At 62.8% G+C, this 1,520-nt stretch carries 1 protein-coding gene and 1 pseudogene; both read left to right on the forward strand.

The window, feature by feature from the left end:
* Window positions 1-1,033, forward strand: a 1,033-nt coding sequence (locus DBR24_RS03895; RefSeq protein ID WP_146188948.1) for a phosphatidylglycerol lysyltransferase domain-containing protein, incomplete at its 5' end; no start/stop codon positions are given.
* Window positions 1,033-1,520: pseudogene (locus DBR24_RS03900) on the forward strand (virulence factor family protein); the annotation flags it as partial. The gene DBR24_RS03895 and the pseudogene DBR24_RS03900, both read left to right, overlap by 1 nt.

The raw sequence follows: 1,520 nt of genomic DNA on the forward strand, positions 1-1,520 counted from the left end.
GACCTGGCTGTTGCGCACCGCACGTCCGGTCATTCATCTGCCGACACCGGACGAACTCGATCGCGCAGCAAAGATCCTCATGGCTTCGGCGCAACCTGACGGCGGCCTCGCGCTGACCGGTGACAAGGCGCTGCTGTTCCACCCCAACGACGAGGCGTTCCTGATGTACGCGCGTCGTGGCCGCAGCCTGGTGGCGCTATACGACCCGATCGGTCCTGGTCAGCAACGCGCTGAAATGATCTGGCAGTTCCGTGACCTGTGCGACATCCATCACACTCGGCCGGTGTTCTATCAGGTGCGCGCAGAAAACCTGCCCTACTACATGGACATCGGCCTGACCGCGATCAAGCTCGGCGAAGAGGCCCGCGTCAATCTGCAGCGCTTTGACCTGGAAGCCAAGGGCAAGGAAATGAAGGATCTGCGCTACACCTGGAACCGTGGCACCCGCGATGGCCTGTCGCTGGAAATCCATGAGCCGGGTCAGGCGCCGATGGACGAGCTGAAAGTGATCTCCGATGCGTGGCTGACCGGCAAGAACGTGCGTGAGAAAGGTTTCTCCCTCGGCCGTTTCAGCGACGATTACCTGAAGCATTTCCGCATTGCGGTGATTCGCTTCGAAGGCCGTCCGGTGGCGTTCGCCAACTTGCTCGAGACTTACAGCCACGACCTGGCCAGCCTCGACCTGATGCGCGCGCACCCGGATGCCCCGAAGCTGACCATGGAATTCATGATGGTCGGCCTGATTCAACACTATAAGAGTCACGGATACGCGCGCTTCAGCCTGGGCATGGTGCCGTTGTCAGGGTTGCAACCCCGGCGCGGTGCACCGCTGACCCAGCGTCTGGGCTCGATGGTTTTCCGCCGTGGTGAGCAGTTGTACAACTTCCAAGGCTTGCGCCGCTTCAAAGACAAGTTCCAGCCTGACTGGGAACCCCGTTATATGGCCGTGCCCGCGGGACTTGATCCGCTGGTGGCGCTGGCCGACACTGCTGCCCTGATCGCGGGCGGCTTGACTGGATTGGTGAAACGCTGATGATTCAACGCTCCCTGAAGTACATCCTGGCCGCATTGATTGTGCTGGCCGTGATTGCCGGCGGCGGTTACTGGTACCTCAAACGTCCGGCACCCCAACCGACCCTGCAACCGCTGACGGCCGCCGACGGCACCGTCATGACCCGCGTGATCCCGGGCACCCAGCCCAAGGCGCAGGTGCTGGTGGCGGTCAATGACGACCAGAAGCTGACCGACAACCAACTGAGCACCCTGAGCCGCAGCGCCTCGGCGCAGATCGTTCAGGTGATTCTGCCCAAGGACTGCCTGCAACAAAGCCGCGCCCTGCAGACCGGCCTGCGCGAACTGAACGGCCCCGCGACGCTGGTCAGCGGTATCGGCCCTGGCGCCGTGCTGGCGTGGCGCTGGCTGTCCGAGCAGAAGAACGACAAGGCCCAGGCCATCTCGGTTGACCTGGCGCTGGAAAAACCCGGCTGCACCCACCTGTTGCCAAAATCTGCGGCTCAGGG

The sequence above is a fragment of the Pseudomonas sp. HMWF006 genome (genome assembly GCF_003061205.1).
GTDB lineage: Bacteria > Pseudomonadota > Gammaproteobacteria > Pseudomonadales > Pseudomonadaceae > Aquipseudomonas > Aquipseudomonas monsensis.